Genomic DNA, 26,974 nt, shown 5'->3' on the forward strand with positions numbered 1-26,974 from the left:
AAATTTTGTGTCAGTCCGATAGAATAAAATATTCTAAAGGATTAACACATGAACACACAGTTCGATCTAAATGAAGCCCTTGAACAAATTAAGGCAGGTGCAAAAATAGAAGGTAAAGATGGAGTCCTTGCTCCACTTATCAAACAACTCACCCAAGCAGCTCTTGAAGCAGAGCTTGAATCCCACTTATCTACAGAAATACTAAACAGAAAGAACGGTAAATCCTCCAAGACCATGAAAAGCAGTGTCGGAGAATTCGATCTGGATGTTCCAAGAGACCGTAACGGTTCTTTTGAACCACAGCTGATCAAGAAACATCAGACACATATGTCAGACCATATTGAACAGAAGATTCTTTCTTTGTATGCCCTTGGCAACAGTTATTCACAAATATCTGAGCATATTGAAGAACTTTATGGTGTTTCCTTTTCAAAGGCTACCATCAGTGCTGTAACAGACAAGGTAATACCATTACTCAAAGAGTGGCAACAAAGACCATTAGAGAGTATCTACCCCTTTGTATGGCTCGATGCCATACACTACAGGATCAAAGAGAATGGCAAATATGTAGCCAAAGCCATTTATACAATACTTGGTGTCAAACTTGATGGCAGGAAAGAGATACTGGGCCTTTATCTTTCAGAAAGTGAAGGAGCCAACTTCTGGCTGCAGGTGCTTACTGATCTGAATAATCGTGGTGTAGAAGATATACTCATTGCTTCAGTAGATGGTCTCAAAGGATTTCCTGAAGCTATTAATGCTATATTCCCTAAAACAGAAGTACAGCTATGTATCGTACATCAGATCAGAAACTCTCTTAAGTATGTTGCTTCCAAAAATCAAAAGGAATTCATGAAAGACCTTAAACTGATCTATCAGGCAATCTCCAAAGAAGCTGCCGAACTGGAACTTGATAGGCTTGAAGAGAAGTGGGGAACGAAATATCCGATTGTGATACAGTCATGGAGAACCAAATGGGAGAATCTCTCCACCTATTTCAAATACCCCGAAGACATCAGACGTATTATCTATACAACCAATATCATAGAGTCGGTGCATAGACAGTTCAGAAAACTGACCAAGACCAAAGGTGCATTCCCTAATGAAAATAGCCTGCTAAAACTGCTTTTTATGGGAATACAGAATGCCCAAAAGAAATGGACGATGCCAATGCGGAACTGGAGCCTTACCGTCTCTCAGCTGTCTATATTTTTTGAGGGAAGAATCAACACATATTTGGATATCTAAGTTGATTTGTTTTTTATTATGATTATGAAATAATAATAAGATAGAACATGTTAAAAAAAGGCCAGAACTCGGAAATGCATCTCAAAATTTATGCTTCCCTCCAATCTGATTTCCTATTCAGCGGAACATTATGTTCTGCTGTCTATAGGAGTGAATAAATGGTTATGTTAGGTAATGAGATATGACGATTCTAAAAGATTCAATAGAAATTAAAGCATCACCAGAGACCATATTTAATGCTTTAATCTGGGTATTTTCTACCTCGGAGAACTTTAAAACATGGCATAAAGATCACGTAAGATGCCAATGGCTTAAAGGCAATGCATTTGAAGTCGGGTCAGTGCTCTATGTAGAGGAATATCTACATGGAAAACTACATAAACTAAAGTTTAAGAGCATCCGTTTAGAGCCAAACAGAAAAGTGGAATTTAGACTACTATTCCCTGCATCACTAATTTGCCCAGGAGGGGCATTCACCATAGAACAAAAAGACAAAAGTTCTGTCTTTAGTGCCACTTTATCTTTCAGAATGAGTTGGGTATTCTCAATGTTTTTCAGAGATAGAGTTAAAGCAATAAAAAAACATATGAAAGAAGAAGGAGAGAATCTAAAAACAATTTTAGAAAAAGATAGGATCTAGCTCATGAGAGGAGACCTTCTTGGGGAAGGACTACCCAATACTGATCTATCATTTCATTATTTTCTATTTAATTTAAAAGGGTATGTTCTACAAGAATTTTCAAACCAATTGCAATTAATACAATACCTCCCAAAAGTTCCGCCTTACTTTCTAAATAGGCTCCGCCACGAGACCCGATCAATACACCTATATAGCTAAAAATAAAAGTAGTGAATCCGATTATCAGGACTGAAATAGTTATAGTTGTTTCCATTAGAGTTAATGTAAAGCCTGCTGCCATAGCATCAATACTGGTAGCAATAGCAAGTAACAACAATACTTTGTTGGTAACTTGTGAAATCTCTTCTTCCACAGGTTCACCAAAGCTTTCATAGATCATTTTTAATCCAACTAATGTAAGCAAAATAAACGCAACCCAATGATCGATCGATGTAATAAAACTTGAAAGACCAACTCCTGCAAGATAACCAATCAGTGGCATAAAACCTTGAAAAAATCCAAAATATAATCCAGCTTTCAAGGCTAACGATCTGTTAAAAGTAGACTCTTTAGTCCCTAAACCAAGAGATACAGCAAAGGCATCCATGCTTAACGCAATTGCCAGAATAATTAGTTCAATCATATATTATGATCCTTTTTGAATGAAATCATACACGAAATTTTAGTATTTTTAATGTTATAATTTTATTCTACTATCGTGCCTGACACAAAACTCTGAACAGTCTCTAAAAAATACTATTTTTTAAATAAATTTATTTTCTTGAAGTCCGTATTATTTGGATAAAGTGCTATGGAGTGAATGCAAATTCGTGCTCCCTCTCTGTCCGCCACTGTTTTTTTATTTCTAGCATTCAATCTATTCAAAACTTTGGTGTCAATTTGGTGTCAGTATATACCATTTATATACATTTCTACAATATTTATTAAATGTGAAAACTTCATATTTTAGGGTGTTTTAGAGGGTATAAGAGATTAACTATAAAATCCCTCTACCCCATCCACTACTTTTTTATATTGATTCTATTGTATTCATCATACGTTTAAAATGACTTCCATGCCAGTAAACGCGTCCGCATTTGGAACAGACCTCAAAAAAATCAAAATACTTTACTACCTTTTTAGGAAGTTGGTCCAAAATCTCTTTTTTATTAATCTCTTTAAGTGTTACATTACATAAAATACAACGAGGTTTTTCTCTTTTGTTTTTAATTAAAAAAGCTCTATTAAGTTCACGAAGCTGTTCAAGATGATTGATTGAATGCAGATAAAATGTGTTGGAAGTTTTATTTTCATGCAGCAACTTGTCACGCGTTAGGATTATACGTTCTTCTTGAGCTGATAATGCGATAAGTTCGTCATCATCAATAGAGTTAAAAAACAGGGTGTCAAATCCCATCATCCGTAAATATTTTGCCAACTTTCCTAAATGACAATCAGCAATAAACTTTAAACTTTTTGTTTTATTCATATCTACATTATAGCGATTCAATTCAACGAAATAAATTTTTTTAAGAATTTCAATATAAACAATGCAATAAAATATTAGCAATACAATCAAAAAGAAGATAACTTGCCCCTAAAAAGAGATATAACTTTACCTTTACTTGTTTTTTACGGATTAGGAAATATATTAGGTGCAGGGATATATGTACTCGTAGGTAAAGTAGCTTCTATATCAGGCTACTATGCTCCTCTATCTTTTATCATTGCCTGTATAGTTGTCTTTTTTACAGCACTTAGTTACAGTGAACTCTCATCTAGATTTCCATATAGTGCAGGAGAAGCTTTATATTCAAAAGAAGCCTTCAACTCAAATATTCTTTCTATTAGTATAGGTGCAATGATTGCACTGAGCGGGATATTATCCAGTGCAACTATTGTAAACGGTGTCAATGGATATATTTCCAATATGATAGAGCTTCCCTCTTGGTTCATCTCTGTTTTTATAATTTTAATGTTATGTATAACAGCCATGATCGGTATTGCAAAATCTGTCAAAATTGCCGCCTTACTTACTATTGCAGAACTTTTAGGGCTCTTTATAATTATCTATTTTGGATTGATAAACATTGAATTTACAACTATCCAGTACGAAAAATTTATTCCAAACTTTGAACTATCAAGCTTCTATATTATCTCGCTAGGTGCTTTTCTGGCCTTCTATGCCTTTATAGGATTTGAAGATATTGTCAATATCGCAGAAGAGGTCAAAACTCCGACGAAAACTTTGCCTAGAGCTATAATGCTCTCTTTACTTATTTCCACTCTATTGTATTTCTTAGTCGCATTAATATCTATTTTGGCAATAGAACCAAAAGTTTTGTCAAACTCTCAAGCACCTTTAGCTGATGTATATGAAGCCTTAACAAATAATGAACCTTACTTATTAACTATCATCAGTTCACTTGCTGTTATAAACGGTGCATTGGTTCAAATCATCATGGTTTCAAGACTACTCTATGGAATGGCAAATAATAATCTCCTTCCAAAAATATTTTCAAGTATCAATGAAAAAACATCAACCCCGATTTTCTCAACAGTTGTTGCTTCTGTACTAGTGCTCATCTTTGCTTTGTGGCTTCCAATTATTACTCTGGCTAGTTTAACTAGTTTCTTTATCTTTATTATTTTTACTATAATGAATATCTCACTGATAAAGATCAAGCTACAACAAAAAAAGAGAGAAGAAAATATTATAAACTATCCATTAATAGTACCTATCCTTGGGACAGTTATAAATCTTATTCTCTTGATAACTCAACTCAGTTCAATCTGAGCTATTTTCACTCTGAAATAACTTTATTTCTACCGTTCTTTTTCGCTTCATACAGTAATTTATCTGCTTCAGCATAAATTTTTTCAACTTGGGAGATATCGCTTGCATATCTAGATACTACCCCTACAGATACAGTTATATATCTACTCGCACTATTATGTTTATGCTCAATTTTTAAATTTTCTATATTTCCCCTAATCTCATTTGAAAACAAATCTGCTTTCTCTTTTGTTTCTACACTAAAAAGTATCCCAAATTCTTCACCGCCTAATCTAAAGCAATAATCATCACCTCTTTTGAGAGATTTTTTCAATGTTTTGGCAACTTTTATAAGTACATCGTCACCCTTTTGATGTCCATATGTGTCGTTATACTCTTTAAAGTGATCTATGTCTAAAATTAAAAAAGAAACTAGTCCATTTTTACGTTTTGCACTATTGATATACTTTGGAAACATCTCATTAAAATATCTTCTATTAAATATATCTGTTAAACCGTCTCTTATAGATATCTCTTCAATTCTTTTTTTATTTGTTATATCTTGTCTAACTGCTGTATATCCGACTTTTTTCCCTTCTTCATCATATACAGGTGTAATATTAGTATCAACCCAATAAGCTGAACCATCTTTTTTTCTATTTTTTATTTCCCCTTGCCATGTTCTTCCTCGCTCTAAGCTCTTCCATACCTCTTTATATATACTAGACGGCATATCCGGATGTCTGACAATATTATGTGACTGACCTATCAACTCTTCTTTTGAATAACCACTGATCTTGCAAAAAGCTTCCGAGACATCGCTTATTTCTCCATGAAGGTCTGTAGATGATGTAATCACATATTTATCGAGTATATTAAGGTATTGATTTATTTTTTTATCTGCTAGTTCCAATTCCCTGTTTTTATTTTCAATAAGCTGTATATCTTTATTAAACTCTAAATATAAAAAATAGAGTGCTACACTGTAAGCAGAAAATCTTAAAATATGCCATAGCCACCACTGCATATCCCATAAAAGAGATGATGTAAATAATACACCGGCAATTCCAAATAACATACAGTGTCCGGCAAATAATATTTCATCTAGCTTTTGTGTATTTATGTACTCTTTAACAAACTTGAGCGATGCTATAAAAAAACCCATTCCACCAACTATATTCAACCAATTTGAAACTCTACTAAACGATTTGTCTGAATTAATCATCTCGGGAACATATTCCGAAAAAACAATTGACAATAGAGAAAAAAACAGAGCAAATACAATTGCTGAAGCTGGAACTAGCTTATATGTTTTTTGTGATGTTTTCTTTTGATTCATCCATACAAGCATAAAAAATATACCACCAAAAAACACTGCAGTTGAGTGTAACCATACAAATAACTTTCCAGGCATCATAATGCCATGAAAAATATCTATAATCCCCATCGTTAACAGTGCTATTGTTGTATAGTTATAATGATTAAAAACAAGTTTGCTTTCATACTTTAAAAAAATAATTAAAGAGATAATAATAGCGATAGTTCCACCTGCTACTTCTAAAGCAGAATGGAGAGGAATATTTACAAAGTTCAGAGGGAAATATCTATTTAAAAGATAACCAAATAAAATAGGTAAAGCTATTGTGGTTACTACAGTGATAAAGATATTTCTTTTTAAATTGCCAAGCATTGGTTTCATTATTAAACATCCACAATTTTATATACATAAAACGTATATATTTTGAAGATATGTCAAATAGGGTTTTATTAATGCAGAGAATATCTCCCTACATTAAGATTTACTATTTTGCCGTATCATCAGCCATAGTTTTAGAGTTGCCATTTTTACCACACTGACAACCTGCACCACATTGACAAGGTTTTACACATTTACAATCAGGATTGTTACATACACCGCCAAAAGGACGAATTTCATTTGAACTGTTTGAACATCCCATCATTAGCATTAAACCTAATACTGAAGTTACTTTTACAAATAATTTCATTTATTTCTCCAAAATTAATTTGTAACATTATACAATAAAAACTTTTTGAAATATGTGCTTCATAGCTTAAATATTAAGCTACTAAGATACAAGTATCTCTTTTACTTTTTTATATACTAAAAATTTATATAATACGCCTAAGATTAAAATAGGATAGAAAATGAACGATACAACAGACTTTACAACATTAACAATCAGAGTGGGAATTTTTTTAGTTATTGCAGGGATTTTTTTCTTTGTTTTAAGATCTAAAAAGGGAGGGGATAAAGAGAGCTAAAAGCCTCTCTTTATTTTAACTTACCGTTACCGTAATGCTCAAATAGGTACTCAGTACAGATTTTTGCATCTTCATCTGTAATTGGTGCTTTAAAGTGAGTGATCATTTTATCTACTTTTTTCGCCCAAAATTCTTTTGACTGTGGCCCTTGGTTAATCATATAACCAAAAGAGTGACACATAAGACAATTTGCCTGAATAGCATCAAAACCTTGACCCATCTTGATCTCATATGCTATGTAAGGAACTTCAACATCACCTTTTACTTGTGCAAAAAGTGAACCTACCGATAAAACTGCTAATAATAATATTTTTTTCATAACTTACCCTTACACCACTTCAACTGTTACTACATCGATACCGTTATATTTGTATCCACCGTGGTTCCATTTGATATCTTTTGCAAATGGCTGTTCTTCACCTAAACGGTTGATAGCTTTTGCCATAAACGATAATTTACCGTATTTATTCGGTTTAAATGCATATCTGAATTCAGTATATGAGTAACGACCGTTTCCTTGTTTAAGCAATGCTTTCTCCCAAGTTTTACCTTCGTCAGTTGAGATCATAACGTCTCTAATACCTGTACCGTCGTCAAATGCAACACCACGAACAACTAAATGAGAGTTGTGATATACCTTCATTCCGTTTTCAGGATAACCAATTACAGATTTTACATTCATATGTGTAATAGGTTTTGTAGGCTTGAATTTGTTATCCGGCTCTTCACACTCACACTCATTATCAGGAATACGATAAGCAACATCCATAAAGAAAAGAGATTTATATTTATCTGTCACTGTAATGTTACTTAACATCTTAACCCAGCTATCAGAATAATATCCAGGCATTACAAGACGTAGCGGATAACCATTTAAGTATGGTAAATCTTCACCGTTCATTTCATAAGCAAGGATAACATGGTCATCAAGTTCATGTGTCTCAATCTCACGAACAAAGTTTGGTGTTTCATAGTAAGCTGCATTATCTTTTCCGTTAAAGCCGATAAAGTGTGCTTCTTTTTTCATACCTGCACGATTAAGAACGTCACGAAGTCTTACACCTTTCCATTTAGCACATCCCATAGCACCGCTACCCCATTGGATACCACCTGCGATCGGATGGAATGCTGAACGTGAGTTACCACCACACTGAAGAACTGCTGTTACTTCAACTTGTTCAAATTCAGTTTTTAACTCTTTTAGTGAGATCTCTAACTCTTTCTCAACTAAACCGTTAACTTTAATAGTATAGTTGTCTGGATCGTTATGAAGTGGAATCTCCGGTAAGTGCCATCTTACGAAGAACTCATCATTTGGTGTTAATCCTTGAGTAAATACACTTCTTGGTGATTCTAAAAGTGGTGGTCTGTCAGAGTATGTAATAAGTGGTTTTTTTTCAGGAAAAGCCATTTTTGAGACTTTTCTACCATCGATTGGTTGTGTTGTTTCACCCGCAGATAAAGCAGTACTGCCAAGAACAGCTGCTGAAGCTACAAGAGAACTTTTTAGGAACTCTCTTCTTTGCATAAATTTTCCTTAATATAATTATAATAATTGTCCGGCAAAATTATAGCACTTTTCTATTAAAGAGTTTTGAATTTTTGCGCTTAAATATACTCTTGTGATAGTTTTTTGATTTTCCTATAAATCTTTTCAAAATCCGTAGAGTATACACGGTTGTTTGCGATCGAAGTTATAAAGTTAGTATCTCGCTCCCAACGTGGCACTAAATGTAAGTGTATATGTTCTGCTATCCCTGCTCCGCCAGCTTTCCCTAAATTCATACCAAGGTTGACACCATGAGCACCGAGACCCTCTTTTAAGAGTCTTACACCTTTTTGTGCTAAAGCTGTTATATGGAGCCAAACATCACTCTCTAAATCTTCTAACTTATCTGTATGATAATGAGGAATAATCATGAAATGTCCAGGTGTATAAGGATACCTATTCATAACTATAAAACAATGTTCGTCACGATATACTACATGGAGTTTTTCATCATCTTGGGAATTTGTGCTTATATGGCAAAACACACACCCTTCGATCTTTTCGTTTGTTACGTATTCATCACGCCAAGGTGCATATAAGATATCTTCCACACTTTCCCTTTTTTACAAAGATTATATCGTGATCTTTTTTAAATAAAAGCAAACACCAAATCAGGGAAAAGGATCACGAGAGCCAAAGCTACCAACTGTAGTAAAATAAAAGGTATAACCCCTTTATAGATTTGCATAGTTGTAATACTATCTTTTGCCGCCCCTTTTAAAAAGAAAAGACTTAGTCCAAACGGCGGCGTTAAAAATGAAGCCTGCAGATTGAGTGCTATTAAAATTGCAAACCAGATAGGATCAATTCCAAAAGCATGCATAACAGGGACAAGTATAGGGACAATAATAAAGCTGATCTCTATAAAGTCTATAAAAAATCCAAGTATAAAAATACTCAGCATTGCAATCGCTATAAAGACCCAAACATCTCCAATATCCTCAGAGAAAAATTCCAATATCAGATCAGTTCCGCCAAGTTCGTTAAAAACCAATGAAAAAGCGGTTGCACCTATTAAAATCATAAAAATCATACCACTTAACTTCATCGTCTCATAAAGTGCATACTTGACCATTTTTTTACTAAGTGTTTTATTTATCGTAGCTAAAATAAAACCACCCAATACTCCAAAAGCTGCCGATTCAGTAGGTGATGCGATTCCGGCAAAAATACTTCCAAGAACAGCTACCATTAAAAGAAGCGGCGGGATAATGGCATATAAAAGTTCAAAAACAGAAACTTTCTCTTCACTCACAAGGGCCGGAGCATCTTCTTTGTTAATAAATGCGCGAATTAAAATATAAACTATATAGAGCCCAACTAGTACAAGTCCCGGTAATACGGCACCCATAAATAACTCACCCACACTCACACTCATCACATCACCAAGGACAATCAAGATGATAGATGGAGGGATAATCTGACCGAGTGTCCCACTTGAAGCGATCGTACCGCCAGCAAGAGATTTATTGTACCCTGCTTTTAGCATTAATGGTAATGCGATCACACTCATCATAACAACACTTGCAGAGACGATCCCCGTTGATGCCGCAAGAATAGCTCCAACCAGTACGACACTCACTCCAAGTCCACCGCGTACACCCTTAAAAAGTGAAGACATTGAGAGTAAAAGCTTTTCAGCCATACCTGATTTCTCTAAAATAAGTCCCATCATTATAAATAGCGGGACAGCCATCAAAGTAGAGTTACTCATAATCCCATAAATTCTAAACGGCAAGATGTTAAAGACTTCAAATCCTACATCAGGTGTAAAAAAAGCAAAGATCATGGCAACTGCACCAAATGCAAATGCTACCGGGATTCCAAAAAGTAAAAGAGCAAGAGCTACTAAAAACATTATCAGTGCTATCATAAACTTCTCCACTCTTGTATATCAGTGACTAACTCTTTTAGTGCTTGCAATACCACTAGTCCAAATGCTATAGGGATCAAAGATTTTACGATCCATCTATACGGCAGACCTCCAGGATCACTTGAAGCTTCATTTTGTACAAAACTCATCTCAACAAACCCAAGAGAGATATAGATGATTAAAAATGCAAAAGGGAGGATAAATAAAACATAGGCCAAAAGATTGACCATTAATTGTGTTTTACGAGAGAATTTATCATAAAAGATATCTACCCGCACATGGGCATTGTGTTTAAGTGTATAAGCGATGCTCAGTAGTATTACCACATCAAAAAAATGCCACTGCAACTCTTGAAGTGCCGTTGAGCCTTCCGAGAAAAGATATCTCAGAGTTGCATCATACACTACAAGTACTACAAGCGAAGCCATAATAAAAGCGGTAAAGTATGAGATATACTTTGTTAGAGTGTCAATAAACTTCATTATATAAAGTTAGGTGCATCATTCGCAAAAAGAATGATATCTCCGGCTTTTGTCTGTTTTGTCAGCAAGTCTGTAAGTTTTGACTTGTCTGCCAGGATAAATTTATGTTTAACATCCAGGTTTTTATCAAAAAGGTCGGCATTAAGTGCACCTGTTACGATCACAGTATCAAACACCTTATTGATCGCTTCAATCAGTTTTAGATTTAACTCATCACTACTCTCAACTAAGCCCGGTGTTACAATCACTTTATCTCCGGAGTGAAGGGAACAAAGTCTTACACCCTCAAGCATACCGTCAATATTGCCGTTATAACCATCATCTATGATTATTTTTCCGCCCGCTTCGATCTTTTGAAGACGGTGTTCAACCGGTTCTAAGTTTGCAACCGCTTCTTTAATCTCATCATTACTCATACCAAACTGTTTTGCGATTCGGATGGCAACAGCTATATTCATTGTTTGGAATTCACCCAATACGTTTGTATGTAAAGTAAGTTTTTCGCCGTCAAGGTCTATAGTAAAATCTATTCCGTTGATATCTGCAACTATATCACTGATCTCGTCTCCAAAAAAAGTCACTTTCTCATGCGGTTCGTTCGTTACCGATGTATGGATATAAGCATTTTTCAATCGAGGCGACTGCATAATCTCAAGCTTGGTAGCGATGATATTTTGCAGAGATTTAAAGTATTCTATATGTGCTTCACCAACACGCCCAACAACTACGGTTTGAGGCTCTAAAAAGTTTGTAATCGTATAGATATCACCACTTTCACGCGCTCCAGCCTCTGCTACATACACGTGTGTATCTTGCGGCAGGTTATTGTTTACATCTGCTACAAGCCCGCCGATAGTATTGACACTTCTTGGAGTTGCATAAACATTGAATTTATGAGCCAAAATCTGTGCTACAAAATTTTTAATACTTGTTTTTCCGTAACTCCCAGTAATACATACAATCTCAAGATTTTTCATAGATGAGAGTTTATCTTTAGCCTGTTTTGTATAAACGGCAAAAAGATATTTCTCAATTAAAGTACTCCCTACATAAGCTACCGCTAAAGGCATAAACACACCGTAAGTAGCACAACCATCTTTCAGAGTACATAAGATATCTTGAAAAAATACCAGTCCGATTAAAAGAATTAAAAATCTTTTAACCCTCCATGTAAGTACCAGCTTTTTATCCAACTTTCTATGCCAGATATATATTGCCGGCAACACCGCAAAAACAAAAAAGATCGTAAAGAACTTACCCGTTGTATAGTAAGCTATAAAAGGGATAATGAAATAGAACAGATGCCAATGCGCTTTGTGGTGTTTTAAAACCACACGGGAAAGTTTATAATCATACCACTGTAAGTTGGTAATTAAATACCAACCAAGTACTAATACAAAAAGAATGTTTACGACAAAAGCGACTAAAGTTTCATAGTTTTCCATCTAGTGTCCCAATGTATCTAAAAAAGTTTTTTCAATTTTTTGAGCTATGTCATCACTTTGTTGCATAAAGAAGTAATGATCACCCTCGTACGCTACAAAATCAGAGTTTTTGATTAGTGATGCTATCTTCTCCCCTGAGCTAAGAGGTGTGGCAGTATCTGCTTTCCCCCAACATACAAGTGCTTTACCTTCATATTTTGAAAATTCATCGCTGTAATCTTCATCAACTACGTTTTTAAATGTCTGGTACATATGTTCTGAAAGTTTTTTCGCATCATCGGCAACAAACAACTCTCTTAGTTTTGTAAAACCTAAATTTTTAAGTGCTTTAAATAGTAAAATTTTAGCTTTTATTTTCAACGGCTTCGGTATATATATACCCGCACTCGATAATAATACCAACACTTTCGGCTCTAAGAGTAAAGCTACTTTACCACCGAAAGAGTGTCCCATAATGATATCTTTTGAAGCATTCATATGGATCATTAAAAGCTCCACTATTCTTGCAACATCGGCAGTTGTAAGTGCCATAGGACAAGTTGATTTTCCAAATCCCGGCAGATCGATATAGATATGTCTAAAACTATCCATCTCTTTTGCAAAAGTTTTTTTCATAAGTTCTTTGTTACTGCCCCAACCGTGTAAAATGATAAGATCAACCTTACCGCTTGGATTAACAATCTCGTAACTAATATCAAACGTATGTTGCTTATGCTGAATAGACTTTACCGCCATCTATTTCCCTTTTGCTTTTGAAATTGAGTGAATATACTCATAACTCGCACTGATCATTTTTTTCTGTGGAAGTGAGCCGCTTAACTCTTCGATTGCAGTTGCAAAATCTTCAAAAAGATAGTTTGCCATACTTCCAGGGATAGGATTAATCTCATTTAGCAATACCTCATCGTTATGAACAAAGAAGTCACAACGGATTAGTGCACCTTCAAAGAGTCCATCATACACTTTTTTAAAGTTTGTTTGTAGTTTTAAAACCAGGTCTTCAGGGATCTCAGCTTTTAAAACCTGCTCGCTTCTTGAGAAATCCATATATTTTTTCTCAAAGTCTAAGAACTCCTCTTTATGGGGCTCTTCAACAATTGAGAACTTTATCTCGTCACCTGATTTGTAACCTGCTAAGTTGTACTCTTTTACACCCTCTAAAAACGGTTCAACCAATACAGTGTCGTCAAATTCAAAAGCAGTGTCAAGTGCATAATCCATCTCAGATTCATCTTTTACTATACTCACACCTATTGAGCTTCCAAGACGAGAAGGTTTTACAATTACCGGATAGCCTATAGTAATATCTTTTTGCTCCGATTTTTTAAGCACTTCATACGGTACAGATTTTACACCGATCGCATCACACAAATATTTTGTATATACCTTGTCGAAAGAAAACACAGAAGCATCTGTACGAGGCCCTATATATTTAATCGCATAAAAGTCGAGTAAAGATGAGATAGTACCATCTTCCCCATCACCGCCGTGGATAAGATTTAATACAACGTTAGTATACGCAGTTTTACTAAAAAGCGACTTTTGCATGAAACCACCCTGAGTAAGTGAAAGCTGAGCCATTTTTTTATGCTCGCCCTTTGAGAAAGTGATCGCTTTCATTTTTGAAGGTTCTACAAGATAAAAAGTATGATCGCTGTCGCAAAAAATAAATGTCAGATCAAAATTTGATAGTTTCTCTTTTAATGTGATTGCACTTACAATGCTAATTTCATGTTCAAAACTAGCTCCACCAAATAATATAGTTAATTTCAATATATTTATCCTTTTATCAAATTGTTTGTAATAGTTTTAAAGCACCTTTTACAAGGTCAGCAGTATCATTGCCTTCGAGTGAAGAGAGTGCTTTGGAGATCTTATCTTTTTTAAATCCTAAAGCTTCCAGTGCTTCACTTGCCTGTGCATATGCTTGTGTATTAGAGCCCTCAGCATGACTCTGAGTTTGTTGTAAGAGTTCAGTATCAAAGCCATTTAGTTCCACTAAGATACGCCCTGCACTCTTCGGTCCGATTCCAGGTACTTTTTTTACACCGTTAATATCGTTATTATTGATCACGACTGCAAACTGAGAAGGTGTATATGTAGAACATATTGCCATAGCTACCTTCGGCCCTACACCGTTAATTTTTATAAGTCTTTCAAACATCTTCTTTTCAGCTATATCTAAAAAGCCAAATAGTAGCTGTGCATCTTCACGAAATATCTGCATTGTAAAAATTGATACTTTTTCTTTTGGTAGTGCAGAAAATGTCTGAAGTGATATAAACACCTCATACACTACACCGTTTACATCTATATGTACAAAACTAGGTTCTTTATAAACAACATTCCCTTGTAATCCAACTATCATTAAAAAATATTTTCCTTTTTAGTCTATAAGTGCGCGAATAACATATTCGCCGCTTTCTAATTCTTTAAGTCCGAAGATTTTCTCCTCTGAGCCCTCAGTAGGTTTGTACACTAGTTCTATAGGGGGTTCAACAAGTTTAAACTTGATCTCGTTATACCCTATCCACTCCCCTCTGTTAATAATTCTGGCATCGAAAATATTATCTTGAAAACTGGAGACTTTTGAGCCGAGCAGATTTAAATGGTCCTGCTGTTTAACCAGTTTCTCTTCCAAACTTTTGAGCTGTTCTTGCATTGCTTGAAACTGTTTATATTTTTTTACAAACGCCTCAGGCATTTTCACACCGTTTTTCTTGTAATGGACAAGTCTTTTTTTAATATCTAAAAATGCAGGTGTCCCCTCTTTTACAAGCTTGGTATATTTTTCAACCTCTTTTTTCAGCTCACGTATCTCAACTTCAAGCTCTTTGATTGTATCTTCATTATTTTTGAGATCTTTTTGCACATCGTCACTAAGTTTTGGATCGATTGTAAAAGTGTTCTCGCTTCCGTGAAGTTTTTTTATCTCAATAAGTTTCGTAGCCGTTGCTTTTACATGTGACGTACACACATCCAGTACAATATTTTTACCGAATATATTACCGCCTAATGCTTGTGCGACTTCTATATCATCACCCTTTACATAACCATGTTCCAAACGTGTGATATGGATCTTTTTCCCTTCAGCACGCCCTTTATGTACATTGATATCCAAATCATCAGCTGATACCAATGCCGATTGGTGTGTTTGTCCGCCGACTGTTGCGCGCTTGGCTATAACCTTTGCGTTTGAGCCGACATTTCCGTCGATGTCTATCTCTGATACCTCTACAACCATACCCGTACCGATGGCATCTTTGATCGCATCACTCTCTTTAACCGAGATATTAACATCAGAGTCAACTCCGCTTGAGATAGAACCCGTTGTTTTAAAACTAATCTCTGAAACGTCAACATCTTGCTTGATAATATATTTATTATCTTCAAGTGCGATATATCCGTTCTCTTTTGCTATATATTTTATAGACTCCGCTGTTTCAACCACCTTGATCGTATCTTCAACATTAAAAGTGGGTTCATTTGAGACTACAGGTTCCGCAGGATGCATAAACTCACCGCGACAGTTTCTCCCGTATTTTCCGTTTTTCGGTTTTTGATACTCTATAAGGAGTTCACCCTCTTTAACACTTTGAATAAACCCTCTTGAAGCGTAATCTACTTTTGCATTATCATCTACTTCGTTATGATTTTCATAGTGAAGTATTAAAGCATCATTTATTGTCGCAGTGGGTTCAAACCCTTCTGCGATCAGATGTGTCTCCCTCTTTGGAAATTCCAATACGCCGTTGATTCTTGCAGAAGCTGAGAGCTTAGAGACCAGATCGTCTACCATCTCATCAAAAATACCGATCAAAATACCTGCACGAATCTTCTTTTTATCAATCAATGTTTTTAAAATATGTTCAAGGTTCTCAACATATGTTAGTTTTGAGCCTTCAGAGATACTCAAGTAAACTTTACACTTCGTAGCATTTGCACCTACGGCAGCCTTGAACTCACTGCATATATCTTCAATATTTTTATCTCTTGAAAAAACTTCAATCTCGTAAGTTTGCTTTATTTGAAATTCAGGGTTTAGCAGTGTTGAGTCGTTATCTAGTTCATGAAGTCCACCCGGAGCAACCTCTTCCCATTCTATATCTTGGCCTTCGGCAGCTACTCTCGTATAGGTTTGGACTCCAAGAATGTTAAAATCTAATTTTTCGGGATCTGCGTCGTAAGATTTGGCAAGATTAAATATCTCTTTTGCGACATTTTGAGTTCTTATTACTGTCGGACGAACTTTCTTGACAGATTGCTGCTTTTTTTTAGACCCAAATAACGCCATACTTCAACCATCCCAAATAGATTTTAAATTTTAAAGGGGTTCATTTTAACCAAAAATTTGTTAAAATTATGTAAAAATACAAAGAAGTACCTTGTTTAAAGCAATTTTCACCAATAGTTTTGGAATATTATTCTCAAGAATTTTAGGGTTTATCAGAGATCTTTTAACTGCTTCAACATTAGGGGCAAGTATATACAGCGATATCTTTTTTATCGCCTTTAAACTCCCCAATCTCTTCCGCCGTATCTTTGCCGAAGGTGCTTTTACACAAGTATTTATCCCCGCATTTGCAAGCACTTCAAAAAAAGCGGTTTTTTCTGCAAATATTTTTCTTCTTTTTATATCAATAATTTTAATACTTACATTATTAGTAAACCTTTTACCTGCACTATTTACCAAAGCGATAGCTGTGGGTTTTTCAAGTGAAACCATTGAGATTGCATCCCCTTATGTAGCGATCAACTTTTGGTATTTGCCACTTATATTTGCCATGACTTTTTTAAGCGGAATGCTTCAGTATAAAAACCACTTTGCAACTACCGCGTTTGCAACATCACTATTAAATATCTCTTTGATTGTTGCACTTCTTTTAGCACAAGAAAAAAGCTCCCCTGAAATCGTTTACTATCTAAGCTATGGGGTTGTAATCGGCGGAATCTTACAGCTGATAGTACATCTTATTGCGATCAGACAACTGGGTCTTTCAAAGATCCTCTTTGGGGGTTTTAAACACCTCCGGTTAAAAAGCAAACTTATTAAAAAAGACACTTCAAAATTTAAACGTGAGTTTTTTCCTGCGATGTGGGGAAATTCAACCGCCCAGGTTTCAGCATTTTTAGATACTTTTTTAGCCTCTTTTTTACTTACGGGAAGTATCTCATATCTTTACTATGCAAACCGTATATTTCAACTCCCTCTAGCTCTTTTTGCCATTGCAACTTCAATAGCACTTTTTCCAAGTGTTGCACGTTACTTAAAGAACAATAATGAACTAAAAGCTCTGGCTAACCTAAAAAAAGCGTTTTGGTTTTTAGCCTATCTTTTAACTTTCAGTACTATTGGAGGAGTGATACTCTCCCATGAGATTACATGGCTCTTGTTTGAACACGGTGCCTTTGATGCAAACGATACAAAAAACACTTCACTTGTACTTATGATGTACCTTATAGGCCTCATCCCTTTCGGTCTTCAAAAACTGCTTGTGCTGTGGCTCTATGCAAAACAGATGCAGCTTAGTGCCGCCAAAATTGCGACAGCTTCACTGCTCACTTATATTGTTTTTGCTTTGGCACTTATACAACCTTTAGGTGTAGGTGGTTTGGCACTCGCTAGTACGATGGGCGGGTTTGTAAGTTTTACACTGACCGTGCGAGTTTTTGGGCTTAAAAACTTTTTCGATATAATTCGCTCAAAAAACCTGATATATCTTCTAATAAGCTCTACTATTTTTGTATTTTTATTATTGATATTTAAAAATTTTATTCAAGCTTATATGTAAAGGAAACACTTGCATTTATTTGATTCCGTCAAAAAAACAAAACTTCCGTTTGAACCTTTAGTCCCTGGTAAGGTTACACTTTATGTGTGTGGTCCTACAGTGTATGATGATGCCCATTTAGGTCATGCAAAATCAGCCCTTGTTTTTGATCTCTTAACACGAGTTCTAAGAGCAAACGATCTTGATGTGACGTATGCGAGAAACATTACAGATATAGACGATAAGATCATCAAAAAAGCTATTGAACAAAAACAAGATATTAAAACAATTACAGACTTTTACACTGAAGCGTTTCATAAAGAGATGGACTTGCTCGGTGTAAAACGTCCCGACTTAGAGCCAAAAGCGACTGAGAATCTCCAAGCGATGTTTGCAATGATCCAAAAGCTGATAGATTCCGGACACGCTTATAAAACTGAAGACGGCGATGTATATTTCGATACTGCAAGCGATGGTGAATACCTTTCACTCTCTAACCGCGTTCAAGATGAGGAGGATAAACAAAACCGCGTAGAGTCTTCAGGTTTCAAGAAAAATCCAGCTGATTTTGCACTATGGAAGTCTGTAAAAGACGGTAGTGTGACGTTTGAAAGCCCGTTTGGTGCAGGGCGTCCTGGATGGCACTTAGAGTGTTCGGCAATGATCGAAGAGCATCTAGCGTATAAAGATACTCCATATGCGATCGACATCCACGGCGGCGGGGCAGATCTTCTTTTTCCACACCACGAAAATGAAGCGGCACAAACTCGTTGTTCAAGTGATCACAACTTGGCGAAATACTGGATCCACAACGGCTTTGTAAACATTGAAGGTGAGAAGATGTCTAAATCTTTGGGCAACAGTTTTTTCCTAAAAGATGCCCTTAAAGAGTACGACGGAGAGGTTCTTCGTTTCTATCTTTTAAGCACACACTACCGCTCAAACTTCAACTTTAACACTGAAGATCTCGAAGCAAGTAAAAAAAGACTCGATAAGCTTTATCGTTTGAAAAAACGCCTTTTCGGACTTGCCGAATCAGATGAACAAACTCAGTTTCAAAAAGATTTATTAGAGGCACTTAGCGATGATCTAAACATCTCTAAAGCACTCTCTTTAATAGATGAGATGACAGCTCACGCGAATGAAACACTAGACACTGCAGGAAAACACAAAGTACTTAAACGTGAGACTATGGCAAACCTTGCTTACATCGAAAAAGTACTGGGATTTGGCGTAAAAAATCCGTTTGAGTATTTCCAGTTCGGAATAGATGCAGAGACTAAAGAGAAGATTGACAGCTTGATCGAGCAAAGAAATGAAGCAAAAAAAGAGAAAAACTTTGAACTCTCAGACTCACTACGTGATGATATTTTAGCTTTCGGTGTACAGCTAATGGACACACCAGCAGGAACTTTCTGGGAAAAAGTGTAATTATGACTATTTCTGAACTACAACAACATTTAAAAGCACAAAGCGCTACAGATGAATTTCAACGCCTTTTTCATGGTCGAGGCGGACTTTACGAGGGTTTAAAACACCTCACGATAGATAATATTAACAAAGATATTTTAAGTGTAGCACTCTATTTCCAAGAGGATAATGAAGCAGAGCTGATCGAAATGTTAAAAAGTTTTGTAGAGACATCAGGCTATACAACCCTAGTTGTACAGCGCCGTTACCTTCAAGGGGCTCCAAGTGAAGTTTTAATGGGTGAAATTCCGGATGATCTCACGATCATGGAAAACGGTATGAAGTTAAAACTTAATCTTCTCTCGAACAAAAACAACTACTACTTTCCCGATATGAAAAACGGACGTGAGTTTGTAAGAGAGAATGCAAAAGACAAACATGTTTTAAACCTCTTTTCATACACATGTGCCTTTTCAGTAGCTGCTAAATTCGGTGGAGCAAAAAGTGTAGTCAATGTCGATATGAGTAAAGGTGCACTCAAAGTAGGAATGGCAAATCACTCGATCAACAACCTCGATCCAAAAGGGGTAAGTTTTCTCCCTTACAATATTCTAAAATCGTTTGCATCGCTTAAACGCAAAGGGCCGTATGATCTTATCATCATCGATCCACCAAGCTTTCAACGCGGAAGTTTTGAAGCAACCAAAGATTATGAAAAACTGATCATAAAATTACCTCAACTGGCTTCTGAAAACTGTATCTTATTATCTTGTTTAAATTCACCAGATTTAGAGAGTGAATTTATTATCAACATGATTAAAAGACATGCACCGAGCTTTAAATTTGTAAAACGACTTGATAATCTTGAAGAGTTTAAAAGTGCAGATGAAGCAAGAAGTTTAAAAAATCTTGTCTTTATTAGAGAGTAGGAAATCCTCCCTACTCTTTTAATGTTTTTGAAGGGTATTTTTCTAAAATCTTAGCTACGATTTTATTGATATACTCTGTCTTTTCTTGCGGTGTTTTTTGCTCTTTAAGTTCTAAAACCCCTATCCCTCTCCACACAATTTTATCTGTTTTAGGATTACGTGCATCAATTACCAAGGTTCCTTCAGTGTAGTTATATGTATCAGTTGTTGAGAGTATCACTCCGCCACCCCATCCTACTCGTCCAAAACCGCTTGCTAATCCATAGCTTGTTCTATAGTCGGTTTTCTCTTTTGCACTGTAGTAAAAATGAAAAATCAGTCCATTTGGCGTTACAGCATTTTTATACCCTTTTAACTTGAGTTGTTTTGTTATAGCATTAACTATTCTGTCGTTTACCAAAGAGCTTTCACCCTCTTTTGCCTTATGCTCAATACTAAAGTTAGAAACACTTAAAAAGTCAAATTTTTGGTCATAATCGACATTCACTTCAACCGTAGAACAACCAACAAGTAAAAATATTAAAGATACTCCAACCAACCATCTCATTTTATTCTCCGCAGTAAGTCGCTAAAAGCCCGCCTTTAAGCATCTCATATTTTTCCTCACCTTTGAGCTTCTTTACGATCTCTAAAGCAAAACAGATAGCCGTAGCAGGTCCGCGGGATGTAAGGACATTGGCATCTTCAACTACCATTGTACGCTCACCCTGATATCCCTCAGTTCTTATCTGCTCCTCAACTGAAGGATAACATGTATAGTTTTGCTTTAACACTCCCGCTTTATTAAGGGCAAACGGAGCTGCACAAATAGCAGCTATATTTTTCCCTTTTGCATCCATCTCTTTAAGCAGTCTTTGTACATTTACATCATCGGCTAATGCATGAGTACCGTCCCAACCTCCGGGAAGTACGATCATATCAATCTCATCAGAAGTTATATCTTTAACTTCTAGATCAGTTTGCACAGTAATACCGTTTGCACCTTTTACCAATTTGTTTGCATCTAAAGATGCCACTAAAACGTCTATTCCTGCACGTCTTAATACATCTATAATCGTAATACCCTCTATCTCTTCAAAACCTTTTGCTAGCGGAACCAATACTTTATTCATTTAAAATCCTTTTTTCTCAATACTACTAAACAATATTTTAAAGCATAATTAAACTCTTTATCGTTATTATTTCCCTACGAAAAATAACAAGGCTTCATACCTATGATAAAGCAGTTTCTATTTATACTATTTTCTTTATTACTGTTTAGTGCTTGTTCTTCTGAAAAGCAGCGTGAAATACGAATAGCAACCAATTCATGGGTAGGTTACTCGCCGTTATTTTATGCAAAAGAGACAGGTGAACTTGATAAACTGGGAATTAAACTTATCACAAATGTTTCTTTGGCTGAAGCTTCTGAAATTTTTGAAGTGGGTAAAGCCGATCTGGTTACTACGACACAATATGAATACCTTACACTCAAAGAAGTGATACAAGATGTTGTTCCTGTTATTTTGATCGATAGATCAAACGGAGGAGATATGATCCTCTCAAATAAAACTATTGATGAGATCAATAATGCCGAAACTATTTATGCCTATTTAGAAATTGACTCTATCAACAGTGAACTTTTAAAATCTTTTATCCAAACACACCACCTTGAAAATAAACAACTTATCTATACAAATAAAGACCAACTGCAAATCTCAGATTTAGAAAATAATGAAAAAAATGCAATGGTTGTAGTAACCTATGCTCCTTATAATACAGAGCTTGAAAAAAGAGGTTTTGAGGAAGTTGCCTCAACTAAAGATATTAATTCTCTTGTAGTAATTGACGCCCTCTGTACAAAAAAAGCAATATACAATTCAGACAAAGCACGCCTGCAACAACTAAAAGTACAGATAGACCGTGCTATTTTAGAGATAGAACAAAATCCTCAAAAAGCGCATAAGCTTATAGGAAAATATCTTGGAAACATCAGTTATGATGAGTATGTAGATGCTGTAAAATCTATCAAATGGATCAACAAAAATCCTTCACAAGAACTCCTAAAAAAGATCAACAAACTAGGCTATGAGGAAACTATCTTAATTCAATGAAAACCATCTCTATAAAACTATTTTTTACCCTTATTATTATTACAGCAATCGTATATCAGTCAATTGCCTTTTACGCATATTATCAAAAATCAAAAACTGGTATTGCCACTTTATTAAAAGAAAATATTCAAACAAATATGATCAATCTCAAACATATCATTGAGAAAAACATTAAAATCGATAATGTTAATAATATCGTTGCCAATTTAGACAACTATGTAGCATCAAGCGAGATTATGAAAGATGTACATATTGTCAACAACCATAACAAACTACTCTACTCTTCAGACAGAGAGAATTCTAAATTTCACGAAGATACAAAATGTGTACAGATATCTCAAACACTTAGTTCCGATATCTTTTCTGAAGAGTGTTACTACTTTACCGTAAAACTACACGATAGACTGCGGCCTTATTACTACTATACTTATATATACACAAATAAAGATTATAAAGATTCTCTTCTAAAAAAACAGGTAGAAAAATATACAATATTATTTACCTTCTTAACGTTTATATTTTTACTCCTTTTATGGTTTAGCCTTAAAGCTATTGTAATCACTCCACTTAAAGAGCTGAAACATTATGCTTACTATAGTGAAAATCCGCCGTTAAATTTTTTCATTCAAGAGATAGAAAGTATACGCTACTCTCTTACAATGACATTTAAAAGGATGAAAGAGGAACAACAAAAACTCTACGATCTCTCTACTAAAGACCCGCTAAGCGGACTATACAACCGCTTAAGTCTGATAGAAAAAATCAACTGGCTTATCGCACAGTCAAAAAGAACGAACCAAGGTTTTACCCTTATCTTTCTTGACTTGGACGACTTTAAAAACATCAATGATTCTTACGGTCATGAGTTTGGAGATATGGTTTTAAAAGAGATCTCTGAAGTGATCCAGTCCTCTTTAAGAAGTAACGATATCATCTCAAGATTCGGTGGTGATGAATTTGTCATTATCTTACCAAACATTACAGATGTAACAAATATTGTAGAAGTCCTTTCAAAACTCCAGAAAAAGCTTTTTATGCCTATTTGCCACCAAGAGTTTACATACAATACAACTTCAAGTATGGGAGTTGTTATCTACCCTAAAGATGGTGATGATGCCACCTCTTTACTGAAAAATGCAGATATAGCGATGTATAAATCAAAAGCTCTAGGAAAAAATAGTTTCAGCTTTTTTACAAATGAGCTTAATGAAGAGCTTAAAGAGAAACTTCGTATAAAAAGTATGATTGAACTTGCTCTAAAAAACAATGGTTTTGAGCTCCATTACCAGCCCCAGATTGATATTAGCTCAGGGAAGATCATAGGATGTGAAGCACTTATTAGAATGATTGATCCTATTGAGGGGATGGTTCCGCCAAATAAATTTATCCCTATTGCTGAACAGAACAACTTAATAGTTCCTCTTGGGCAATGGATTCTAAAAGAAGCTACATCACAACTCAAAAAATGGGAAAACACCCCTTTGTCTGAATTAAAACTCTCGATCAATGTTTCTGCATTGGAACTTAATCATAAAGATTTCCTAAGCAGTGTAGAAAAAAGTATTCAAGATATTGACCATAAAAAACTCTCTATCGAACTTACAGAGTCTGTACTTATGAACAACTTTAAAAACGATCTTCCTAAAATTCACAAACTTAAAGAGATGGGGCTTACACTCTCTCTTGATGATTTTGGTACCGGGTATTCGTCATTATCGTATCTTAAAAACATCCCGTTTGATTTTCTCAAGATCGACAAAAGCTTCATTGATGATATTTTAGAAGATCCAAAAGATAAAATGTTCGTTCAAATCATTATAGATATTGCACAAACCATGAATTTAACGGTAGTTGCAGAGGGTGTTGAACTCAAAGCTCAACTTACTATGTTGGAACAACTCGGATGTCACATCTACCAAGGATACTATTGTTCTAAACCTCTAAAATGTGAAGAATTTGAAAAACTTTTCCTCTCTCACAAAAACTATAATTAAACTATTACCTTTAATTTAGTATAATCTCTCTTATTTTCAATAAGTGGATGACTATGCTAAATTACAATTCTATCAAACCATATCTTTTTAAGTTTCAGCCTGAAAATGCGCACCATATAGCTGAATTTGTACTCAGACTTCCAAACATTTCGCAACTGCCGTTTAACTCATTTTTAGAATCTCATTTTATCAATGACGAGATCTTAAACCAAGAACTTTTTGGAAGAACTTTTTTAAATCCGATAGGTCTCGGGGCTGGTTTTGATAAGAATGCTACAATGATCAGAGGTATTCAAACACTGGGATTCGGCTTTACTGAAATTGGAACCGTAACACCAAAGCCACAACCGGGTAATCCAAAACCTCGTATGTTCCGTCATGTTGAAGAGGAAACTATCCAAAATGCAATGGGATTTAATAATGACGGTGCTTACAAAGTGGTTCAAAGATTAAAAGAGCGTTACCCTTTCTCTACACCTATCGGGATCAATATCGGGAAGAACAAAGTAACTCCTGAAAATGAAGCAATAAGTGACTATACACATCTTATTAAAGCGTTTAATGGTCTTGGAGATTATTTTGTAATTAATATCTCTTCACCTAACACACCGGGTCTTCGTGATCTGCAAAATGAAGAGTTTATCACTGAACTTTTCAAAGAAGCTAAAGCACTGACAGATATGCCGATTTTACTAAAAATTGCTCCAGATATGACAAAAGAGGATGCTGTGGCACTTACAAAACTTGCAGTTGAAAAAGGTGCTGACGGTATCATCGCTACAAATACTACAATCGATTATTCACTGGTAAAAAATCCTAAAGATATCGGTGGACTTAGCGGTGCAGTCTTAAAGCAAAAAAGTTTCGAAATTTTTGAAGCAATAGCAAAAGAGTTATATGGTAAAACTACACTTATCTCAGTTGGTGGGATAGACTCTGCAGAAGAAGCATATAGAAGAATCAAAGCGGGTGCATCTTTAGTACAAGTATACAGTGCTATGATTTTCCACGGTCCGGATCTTATTATGAATATAAATAAAGGACTTATTGAACTGCTAAAAGCTGACGGATATAACAACATTACAGAAGCTATCGGAGCAGATAGAAAATGATCAAAAGCTTAGCTGTTTTAGCAGTATCGGCAACTATAATTTTTTCTTCAAACAACGTAACAACTGACAAAGAGAGTGATATGAGTAGAATGAAAACAGTAAAAATGGGAGATACACTCCCGGCATATAAAACAAAAACCTTGGAAAACGGGCTGCAGATTGTAGTTGTTCCTATGGAAAACGACACAAATGTAGTAAGTACAGACATTTTTTATAAAGTTGGTAGCCGTAACGAGATTATGGGTAAAACTGGAATTGCTCATATGCTAGAGCATATGAACTTCAAATCAAGTAAGAACCTTCAAGCGGGAGAGTTTGACAAAGAGGTAAAAAGCATCGGTGGGGTGAACAACGCTTCTACAAGCTTTGACTATACACACTACTACATCAAATCAAGTTCAGACAATATGAAAAAATCTATTGAGCTTTATGCTGAACTGATGCAAAACCTTACTTTAAAAGATGAGGAGTTCCAACCTGAGCGTGATGTTGTAACAGAAGAGCGTCGTTGGAGAACAGATAACAATCCTCTGGGATACCTTTACTTCAAGCTCTTTAACAATGCATATATATACCATCCGTACCACTGGACACCTATCGGCTTTATGAATGACATCCGTACATGGACGATCGAAGATATTAGAGATTTTCACAAAACATATTACCAGCCGCAAAATGCCATTTTAGTTGTAACAGGTGATATTGAGCCTAAAAAAGTGTTTAATGAGGCACAAAAAGCTTTCGGAGAGATCAAAAACAGTGCAGATATCCCTGAAGTAAAATTTGTAGAACCTGAACAAGACGGTGCTAAAAGAGTTACTATCCATAAAGAGAGTGAAGTGGAGATGATCGCTATCACTTTCCATATTCCTGATTTTAAAAGTGAAGATCAAGTAACACTTAGTGTAATCTCTGAGATTCTTTACTCGGGAAAAAGCTCACGCCTTTACAAAGAGCTTGTGAATAAACAACGTCTTGTAAACTCTGTATATGCGTACAATATGGAAAACACAGATCCGGGTCTGTTTATCTTTATGGCTACTTGTAACCCTGGTGTAAAAGCAAAAACTGTAGAAAAAGAGCTGATCAAACAGATCAATCTTCTTAAAGAGGAAAAGGTATCTAAAAAAGAGCTTGAAAAAGTGAAGATCAATACAAAATCTGACTTTATCTATTCACTTGAGAGTGCAACAAGCGTTGCAAATCTTTACGGTAGTTACCTTGTTCGCGGAGATACAACACCGCTTATGAACTACGAGGAAGCTGTAAATAAAATAACACCGAAGCAAGTACAAAAAATTGCAAATAAATACTTTAATTTCAACAAATCAACAACGGTTATTCTGAAAAAGTAAAACTTTTTTAGCTATAATTGCACATAATTTTAAAG

The 26,974-nt window shown here is 35.4% G+C and carries 26 protein-coding genes; 10 read left to right on the forward strand and 16 right to left on the reverse strand.

Annotation, left to right across the window (positions count from 1 at the left end; translation table 11 throughout):
* Positions 1-48: 48 nt before the first annotated feature.
* Both FJR03_RS06960 and FJR03_RS06965 read left to right on the forward strand, forming a co-directional pair.
* The gene (locus FJR03_RS06960; RefSeq protein ID WP_193112807.1) at positions 49-1,248 is read left to right on the forward strand and encodes an IS256 family transposase; all 1,200 of its coding nucleotides are present in this window, start codon (positions 49-51) and stop codon (positions 1,246-1,248) included.
* Positions 1,249-1,429: 181 nt separating this feature from the next.
* Entirely contained in the window at positions 1,430-1,888 is a 459-nt protein-coding gene (locus tag FJR03_RS06965; protein WP_193112808.1) for an SRPBCC family protein, read from the forward strand.
* A gap of 67 nt (positions 1,889-1,955) precedes the next feature.
* Here the strand turns inward: FJR03_RS06965 and FJR03_RS06970 are convergent, their stop codons facing one another.
* Positions 1,956-2,510 carry a manganese efflux pump MntP gene (locus FJR03_RS06970; protein WP_193112809.1) on the reverse strand — a complete coding sequence of 185 codons (555 nt, stop codon included), beginning with the start codon at positions 2,508-2,510 and terminating at the stop codon, positions 1,956-1,958.
* Between the two features lie 387 nt (positions 2,511-2,897).
* Positions 2,898-3,356 (reverse strand): Mut7-C RNAse domain-containing protein, encoded by a 459-nt coding sequence (locus tag FJR03_RS06975; protein ID WP_193112810.1) that lies wholly within the window; start codon positions 3,354-3,356, stop codon positions 2,898-2,900.
* A 102-nt stretch (positions 3,357-3,458) separates the two neighbouring features.
* On the opposite strand from FJR03_RS06975, the gene FJR03_RS06980 reads away from it, so the two are divergent.
* Positions 3,459-4,664 carry an APC family permease gene (locus FJR03_RS06980; protein WP_193112811.1) on the forward strand — a complete coding sequence of 402 codons (1,206 nt, stop codon included), beginning with the start codon at positions 3,459-3,461 and terminating at the stop codon, positions 4,662-4,664.
* Between the two features lie 7 nt (positions 4,665-4,671).
* Here the strand turns inward: FJR03_RS06980 and FJR03_RS06985 are convergent, their stop codons facing one another.
* The 12 genes from FJR03_RS06985 to FJR03_RS07040 form a co-directional block, all read right to left on the reverse strand.
* Positions 4,672-6,342 (reverse strand): diguanylate cyclase, encoded by a 1,671-nt coding sequence (locus FJR03_RS06985; RefSeq protein ID WP_226962095.1) that lies wholly within the window; start codon positions 6,340-6,342, stop codon positions 4,672-4,674.
* A gap of 103 nt (positions 6,343-6,445) precedes the next feature.
* Complete coding sequence (locus tag FJR03_RS06990; RefSeq protein ID WP_193112812.1) at positions 6,446-6,649, reverse strand: hypothetical protein; 204 nt, start codon at positions 6,647-6,649, stop codon at positions 6,446-6,448.
* Between the two features lie 287 nt (positions 6,650-6,936).
* A complete protein-coding gene (locus FJR03_RS06995) occupies positions 6,937-7,245 on the reverse strand; it encodes a sulfite:cytochrome C oxidoreductase subunit B (RefSeq protein WP_193112813.1) in 309 nt (102 codons plus the stop codon).
* Between the two features lie 9 nt (positions 7,246-7,254).
* On the reverse strand, positions 7,255-8,454 hold the full coding sequence (locus FJR03_RS07000) for a molybdopterin-dependent oxidoreductase (protein WP_193112814.1): 1,200 nt from the start codon (positions 8,452-8,454) through the stop codon (positions 7,255-7,257).
* An 80-nt stretch (positions 8,455-8,534) separates the two neighbouring features.
* Positions 8,535-9,026 (reverse strand): HIT family protein, encoded by a 492-nt coding sequence (locus FJR03_RS07005; RefSeq protein WP_193112815.1) that lies wholly within the window; start codon positions 9,024-9,026, stop codon positions 8,535-8,537.
* Between the two features lie 38 nt (positions 9,027-9,064).
* The gene (locus FJR03_RS07010) at positions 9,065-10,348 is read right to left on the reverse strand and encodes a TRAP transporter large permease (RefSeq protein ID WP_193112816.1); all 1,284 of its coding nucleotides are present in this window, start codon (positions 10,346-10,348) and stop codon (positions 9,065-9,067) included.
* Positions 10,345-10,830: a TRAP transporter small permease subunit gene (locus tag FJR03_RS07015; RefSeq protein ID WP_193112817.1), complete on the reverse strand. Its 486-nt coding sequence runs from the start codon at positions 10,828-10,830 to the stop codon at positions 10,345-10,347. Before FJR03_RS07015 ends, FJR03_RS07010 begins: the two co-directional genes overlap by 4 nt.
* Positions 10,830-12,275, reverse strand: coding sequence for a Mur ligase family protein (locus FJR03_RS07020; protein WP_193112818.1), 1,446 nt, complete (start codon positions 12,273-12,275; stop codon positions 10,830-10,832). The genes FJR03_RS07015 and FJR03_RS07020 overlap by 1 nt, the downstream gene beginning before the upstream one ends.
* Positions 12,276-13,010 (reverse strand): EstV family lipase, encoded by a 735-nt coding sequence (locus FJR03_RS07025; protein ID WP_193112819.1) that lies wholly within the window; start codon positions 13,008-13,010, stop codon positions 12,276-12,278.
* The gene (locus FJR03_RS07030) at positions 13,011-14,048 is read right to left on the reverse strand and encodes a D-alanine--D-alanine ligase (protein ID WP_193112820.1); all 1,038 of its coding nucleotides are present in this window, start codon (positions 14,046-14,048) and stop codon (positions 13,011-13,013) included.
* 16 nt (positions 14,049-14,064) lie between these two features.
* Positions 14,065-14,643, reverse strand: coding sequence for a Holliday junction branch migration protein RuvA (ruvA, locus tag FJR03_RS07035; RefSeq protein ID WP_193112821.1), 579 nt, complete (start codon positions 14,641-14,643; stop codon positions 14,065-14,067).
* An 18-nt stretch (positions 14,644-14,661) separates the two neighbouring features.
* Positions 14,662-16,569, reverse strand: coding sequence for a flagellar assembly protein A (locus FJR03_RS07040; protein ID WP_193112822.1), 1,908 nt, complete (start codon positions 16,567-16,569; stop codon positions 14,662-14,664).
* 91 nt (positions 16,570-16,660) lie between these two features.
* On the opposite strand from FJR03_RS07040, the gene murJ reads away from it, so the two are divergent.
* From murJ to FJR03_RS07055, 3 genes are read left to right on the forward strand one after another with little or no spacing between them, the layout of a single operon-like run.
* On the forward strand, positions 16,661-18,067 hold the full coding sequence (gene murJ, locus FJR03_RS07045; RefSeq protein WP_193112823.1) for a murein biosynthesis integral membrane protein MurJ: 1,407 nt from the start codon (positions 16,661-16,663) through the stop codon (positions 18,065-18,067).
* A 9-nt stretch (positions 18,068-18,076) separates the two neighbouring features.
* Positions 18,077-19,477 (forward strand): cysteine--tRNA ligase, encoded by a 1,401-nt coding sequence (gene cysS, locus FJR03_RS07050; RefSeq protein ID WP_193112824.1) that lies wholly within the window; start codon positions 18,077-18,079, stop codon positions 19,475-19,477.
* Positions 19,478-19,479: 2 nt separating this feature from the next.
* The gene (locus FJR03_RS07055) at positions 19,480-20,385 is read left to right on the forward strand and encodes a class I SAM-dependent methyltransferase (protein ID WP_193112825.1); all 906 of its coding nucleotides are present in this window, start codon (positions 19,480-19,482) and stop codon (positions 20,383-20,385) included.
* 10 nt (positions 20,386-20,395) lie between these two features.
* Here FJR03_RS07055 and FJR03_RS07060 read toward each other — a convergent pair whose 3' ends face one another.
* Together FJR03_RS07060 and FJR03_RS07065 are read right to left on the reverse strand one after the other, a co-directional pair.
* Positions 20,396-20,932 carry a DUF4136 domain-containing protein gene (locus tag FJR03_RS07060; protein WP_193112826.1) on the reverse strand — a complete coding sequence of 179 codons (537 nt, stop codon included), beginning with the start codon at positions 20,930-20,932 and terminating at the stop codon, positions 20,396-20,398.
* Between the two features lies 1 nt (position 20,933).
* On the reverse strand, positions 20,934-21,497 hold the full coding sequence (locus FJR03_RS07065) for a DJ-1 family glyoxalase III (RefSeq protein WP_193112827.1): 564 nt from the start codon (positions 21,495-21,497) through the stop codon (positions 20,934-20,936).
* 102 nt (positions 21,498-21,599) lie between these two features.
* Between FJR03_RS07065 and FJR03_RS07070 the strand changes: the two genes are divergently transcribed.
* The 4 genes from FJR03_RS07070 to FJR03_RS07085 all read left to right on the forward strand — a co-directional run bounded on the left by FJR03_RS07070 (position 21,600) and on the right by FJR03_RS07085 (position 26,939).
* A complete protein-coding gene (locus FJR03_RS07070) occupies positions 21,600-22,478 on the forward strand; it encodes a substrate-binding domain-containing protein (RefSeq protein WP_193112828.1) in 879 nt (292 codons plus the stop codon).
* A complete protein-coding gene (locus tag FJR03_RS07075; protein ID WP_193112829.1) occupies positions 22,475-24,472 on the forward strand; it encodes a putative bifunctional diguanylate cyclase/phosphodiesterase in 1,998 nt (665 codons plus the stop codon). The genes FJR03_RS07070 and FJR03_RS07075 overlap by 4 nt, the downstream gene beginning before the upstream one ends.
* Before the next feature lie 53 nt (positions 24,473-24,525).
* Positions 24,526-25,584, forward strand: coding sequence for a quinone-dependent dihydroorotate dehydrogenase (locus tag FJR03_RS07080; RefSeq protein WP_193112830.1), 1,059 nt, complete (start codon positions 24,526-24,528; stop codon positions 25,582-25,584).
* 104 nt (positions 25,585-25,688) lie between these two features.
* Entirely contained in the window at positions 25,689-26,939 is a 1,251-nt protein-coding gene (locus FJR03_RS07085; protein WP_193114779.1) for a M16 family metallopeptidase, read from the forward strand.
* Positions 26,940-26,974: the final 35 nt, after the last annotated feature.

Source organism: Sulfurimonas marina, assembly GCF_014905095.1.
Taxonomy (GTDB): Bacteria; Campylobacterota; Campylobacteria; order Campylobacterales; family Sulfurimonadaceae; genus Sulfurimonas; species Sulfurimonas marina.

Coding starts and splice junctions, on each gene's coding strand:
- FJR03_RS06960 (WP_193112807.1), top strand. CDS start 49: ATGAACACACAGTTCGATCTAAATGAAGCCCTTGAACAAATTAAGGCA.
- FJR03_RS06965 (WP_193112808.1), top strand. CDS start 1,430: ATGACGATTCTAAAAGATTCAATAGAAATTAAAGCATCACCAGAGACC.
- FJR03_RS06970 (WP_193112809.1), bottom strand. CDS start 2,510: ATGATTGAACTAATTATTCTGGCAATTGCGTTAAGCATGGATGCCTTT.
- FJR03_RS06975 (WP_193112810.1), bottom strand. CDS start 3,356: ATGAATAAAACAAAAAGTTTAAAGTTTATTGCTGATTGTCATTTAGGA.
- FJR03_RS06985 (WP_226962095.1), bottom strand. CDS start 6,342: ATGAAACCAATGCTTGGCAATTTAAAAAGAAATATCTTTATCACTGTA.
- FJR03_RS06990 (WP_193112812.1), bottom strand. CDS start 6,649: ATGAAATTATTTGTAAAAGTAACTTCAGTATTAGGTTTAATGCTAATG.
- FJR03_RS06995 (WP_193112813.1), bottom strand. CDS start 7,245: ATGAAAAAAATATTATTATTAGCAGTTTTATCGGTAGGTTCACTTTTT.
- FJR03_RS07000 (WP_193112814.1), bottom strand. CDS start 8,454: ATGCAAAGAAGAGAGTTCCTAAAAAGTTCTCTTGTAGCTTCAGCAGCT.
- FJR03_RS07010 (WP_193112816.1), bottom strand. CDS start 10,348: ATGATAGCACTGATAATGTTTTTAGTAGCTCTTGCTCTTTTACTTTTT.
- FJR03_RS07015 (WP_193112817.1), bottom strand. CDS start 10,830: ATGAAGTTTATTGACACTCTAACAAAGTATATCTCATACTTTACCGCT.
- FJR03_RS07020 (WP_193112818.1), bottom strand. CDS start 12,275: ATGGAAAACTATGAAACTTTAGTCGCTTTTGTCGTAAACATTCTTTTT.
- FJR03_RS07025 (WP_193112819.1), bottom strand. CDS start 13,010: ATGGCGGTAAAGTCTATTCAGCATAAGCAACATACGTTTGATATTAGT.
- ruvA (WP_193112821.1), bottom strand. CDS start 14,643: ATGATAGTTGGATTACAAGGGAATGTTGTTTATAAAGAACCTAGTTTT.
- FJR03_RS07040 (WP_193112822.1), bottom strand. CDS start 16,569: ATGGCGTTATTTGGGTCTAAAAAAAAGCAGCAATCTGTCAAGAAAGTT.
- FJR03_RS07055 (WP_193112825.1), top strand. CDS start 19,480: ATGACTATTTCTGAACTACAACAACATTTAAAAGCACAAAGCGCTACA.
- FJR03_RS07060 (WP_193112826.1), bottom strand. CDS start 20,932: ATGAGATGGTTGGTTGGAGTATCTTTAATATTTTTACTTGTTGGTTGT.
- FJR03_RS07065 (WP_193112827.1), bottom strand. CDS start 21,497: ATGAATAAAGTATTGGTTCCGCTAGCAAAAGGTTTTGAAGAGATAGAG.
- FJR03_RS07070 (WP_193112828.1), top strand. CDS start 21,600: ATGATAAAGCAGTTTCTATTTATACTATTTTCTTTATTACTGTTTAGT.
- FJR03_RS07075 (WP_193112829.1), top strand. CDS start 22,475: ATGAAAACCATCTCTATAAAACTATTTTTTACCCTTATTATTATTACA.
- FJR03_RS07080 (WP_193112830.1), top strand. CDS start 24,526: ATGCTAAATTACAATTCTATCAAACCATATCTTTTTAAGTTTCAGCCT.
- FJR03_RS07085 (WP_193114779.1), top strand. CDS start 25,689: ATGGGAGATACACTCCCGGCATATAAAACAAAAACCTTGGAAAACGGG.